The sequence below is a fragment of the Pontibacterium sp. genome, from assembly GCF_041587635.1.
In the GTDB taxonomy this organism is placed as follows: domain Bacteria; phylum Pseudomonadota; class Gammaproteobacteria; order Pseudomonadales; family Balneatricaceae; genus Pontibacterium.
The window spans coordinates 1-3,151 of the sequence record NZ_JBFGYC010000475.1 but is presented as its reverse complement, the minus strand read 5'-3'; the positions used below and the strand labels follow the sequence as shown (position 1 = coordinate 3,151).

4 protein-coding genes are annotated in these 3,151 nt (G+C 49.2%); 3 read left to right on the top strand and 1 reads right to left on the bottom strand.

Going from position 1 to position 3,151, the window contains the following annotated elements:
- The first annotated feature begins 221 nt into the window (after window positions 1–221).
- Entirely contained in the window at window positions 222–383 is a 162-nt protein-coding gene (locus ABYW01_RS17710; protein WP_372835341.1) for a hypothetical protein, read from the top strand.
- A 332-nt stretch (window positions 384–715) separates the two neighbouring features.
- On the opposite strand, the gene ABYW01_RS17705 is transcribed toward ABYW01_RS17710, so the two are convergent.
- Window positions 716–1,273 (bottom strand): NUDIX domain-containing protein, encoded by a 558-nt coding sequence (locus ABYW01_RS17705; RefSeq protein WP_372835338.1) that lies wholly within the window; start codon window positions 1,271–1,273, stop codon window positions 716–718.
- A gap of 481 nt (window positions 1,274–1,754) precedes the next feature.
- Between ABYW01_RS17705 and ABYW01_RS17700 the strand changes: the two genes are divergently transcribed.
- Both ABYW01_RS17700 and ABYW01_RS17695 read left to right on the top strand, forming a co-directional pair.
- The gene (locus ABYW01_RS17700) at window positions 1,755–2,447 is read left to right on the top strand and encodes a PilZ domain-containing protein (protein WP_372835335.1); all 693 of its coding nucleotides are present in this window, start codon (window positions 1,755–1,757) and stop codon (window positions 2,445–2,447) included.
- A 182-nt stretch (window positions 2,448–2,629) separates the two neighbouring features.
- A partial coding sequence (locus ABYW01_RS17695) for an ABC transporter transmembrane domain-containing protein (protein WP_372835333.1) occupies window positions 2,630–3,151 on the top strand: 522 nt, incomplete at its 3' end.

Below are 3,151 nucleotides of genomic sequence, written 5' to 3'. Positions count from 1 at the left end.
CTGAGGTTGGAAGCCCTGTGACATACACTCATCTATTGTTGTATTCGATATACATCAATAGATGAGTGTATTTGCGAACGTGACTTCCTCTCGGGTGCTATGATCATGGCTCCTATCTGTCGACGAGTTCTGTGATCTCCATGAGGAAAAAAAGCTTCCTACAAAAAACCGCTCTGATATCGGGAATTGTCAGTGAGGGTATCGCGGTACTCTGTGTGATCATGTTGATCATTAAATCGCGGGAACTGGGTATGGAGGATGTGATTTCAGCCAGCTATATGGCGTCCGCCTTCTTCTTTTTTACCTGCGGCTTTGTGCTGATTATGATCGGTCGGGCCGATCTGCCGGATTTCAGCTTTGATCGTTCGGCAGAGGATAAGTAGCGATATTCATTAGCCCTTAGTGCCACTGGTTCCCTTGTCCATCACGGTCAACGATATGCTGGACGAAGACACGATGAAATCAAGCTAGGTGATGCTGGCGGGGTGCGGTACGCATTCCAACGCAGAGCGTGGTAACAAGATGGAAAGATCTCCTCTGAGAATCTGAATCCACTGGTTCCCATGGTCCCCCGTGGGAATCCGTACGGTGGCGTATGACATGCTTGAAATCCAGCTTGGTGAGATCTGCTGAGTGCGGTAAACATTCCCACGCGGAGCTTGGGAACGAGATAAAACTGCTTTTCTTGGCAGCTTTATGAACACGACGGGATTATTTAAACCCCAAACTCTTCCCGCTGAAGCGCGAGCTTCATCAATCCCGCGACACTCAGCGAATCCGTAATTTTGCCATCCAATACCATCTGAATCGCAGCTTCCAGCGGTATACGACGGATGGTAATGTCCTCGGTGTCTTCGTGTTCGTGATCTTCCTGCCGTAACCCTTTGGCGACAAACAGGTAGGCAATTTCGTTACATACGGAATTAGAAGGGTGCATTGTCAGCAGGGGTTGGTAATGCTCAGCGATCAGACCGGTCTCTTCCTTAAGTTCGCGCCGGGCACAGTCGAGTGGATCTTCTCCAACCGGGCTGCCACCTTCAGGAATCTCCCATGAGTATTCATTGAGCGCATAACGCCACTGACCGACTAGCCACGTATAACCTTCGTCATCAACCGGGATCACACCCACCGCTTCGTTCTTGAACGTGACAACGCCGTATATCCCGTTGCCGCCCGCCGGATTGACCACCTGATGCTCACAGACATTGATCCACGGATTATCGTACTGGTCTTCCTGACTCAACGTTTTCCACGGGTTTTTGTAATCGTTCATTGGCATTCCCTTTAACAATGGTCTGGGTAACGGACGTGATGGGATTCTACGTTATTTTTTGGATGTAGAGTTTTGCACGCTGAGCCTTATGTGTAGACATTCTCGCATAGAGATTCATGAAATATTCAGGCGATTAGGACAATAGTGAAAAATAGAAGATCAAAGAGGCCGTGAATATATAGTTGCTTGTTCACGTATATCTATTCGCGTATCAGGCAGGTTATCTCACTGAAATATAAAGCGTATCGATAGTTATGCACAGTATCTGATCAAAAAGTAGGTCGTGATAACGCATTGAGTATCCCTGCTTTATATCCGTGTATTGGCAAAAAAGTACAAGCTAAACAGCAAGATAGTTCCATTGTTTACAATCGGCAGTTGCTAAACCTAAGGGACCAGCGAATAAGTACGAAACGACTTCGCTGGTCCCTAAAGCCTACAAGAAACCGCCTGGTTGTAGATATGGGCTGGAGTGAATGTGATGGAACAGATCAACGAAAGCTCGGTTCATCACTTGCCAAGATTAAGCGCAGGGATAGTTGTGCAAGTACTCTCACGGGACGGAAAGCTAAAATTTATCTCGCCATTGGTTGAAGCGGTTGGCGATGTGCTGGTGGTGGATCGTTTACCCAGTGTGTCTGATATGCCGGAAGACCAGAGTAGCTCGATGGATATTGCGGCCCTACGCGACACTTACTTCAAGTTTAACCAAACGCTGCTGATTCGCACCATCGATCGGGGCGTGGTCTACTCCTGCGAAACCCGGGTGCTGGAAGTATCTGCGCAGCGTGCTCGGTTACAGGTATACACGGCACCACGCGAAATCTACCGTCAATATCAGCGTCATGAACACCGTTTCAGCTGTGCGCTTTGTGCTTATCTGCACGGTCACAGTGCAAGTGAAGATGGCAAGGTTTCAGATATCAGTGCCTGTGGCTGTCAGCTAACGCTATCCGATGACGCCACCATCGCAGAAGTCCGTGATCTGCAGGAACATGGTAAGCCGTTGAATTTCGAAGTGCTGTTTCCACATGATGACACCTACCGACAGCTGCAAGGTAAGGTAGTATCGCTGATCAGTGATGATGAACATCATCAGGTCCGCGTCGGCGTGGAGTTCAGGTCGGGGGCGGAATCTGTCGCTGAGTATATCAACCTGTTGCGTTTGTACTGATACCGTACCCTTCCTGTCGTTATCTATTGTCTTCTATAACGACCTGTTCCTAAGCGGGCACAGGTCGTCAAGCCGTTGTAAACTAAACTAAATAGACATATGAGCGGTACATCCCGTTAACCCTTATCTGCGTATAAATAGTCAGAAAGGTCTTTAGACGGGTGAAACAGGACAAGACGTATATGGCGCAGGAAAGGGTGGAACATTACAGCTGGCGCTACATTTTTGATGTAGCACTGGAGCATAAACGACAGTTAGTACTGGCGAATCTGATCGCACTGGTGGCGACGGTGGCTTCAGTGCCGCTACCGCTGTTGATGCCGTTGCTGGTGGATGAGGTGTTACTGGATCAGCCGGGTGTCATCGTTGAAACGATCAATCCGATGGTGCCCGATAGCTGGCATGGTCCGGCGTTGTATATCGGTGCGGTGCTGCTGATTACCGTGATTCTGCGCTGTATCGCATTGGTGCTTAACGTCTGGCAGGCTCGGCAGTTTACCCACATTTCCAAAGACGTTATTTTCCGCATGCGCAGCGGCTTATTAGAGCGCTTAAAGCGGATCTCGATGGCTGAGTACGAAACCTTGGGTAGCGGTGCGGTGGCCTCTCACTTCGTCACTGATCTGGATACGGTAGATCGTTTTGTTGGCAGCTCTGTGAGCCGTCTGCTGGTGGCGGTACTGTCGATTATTGGTACCGCGGTG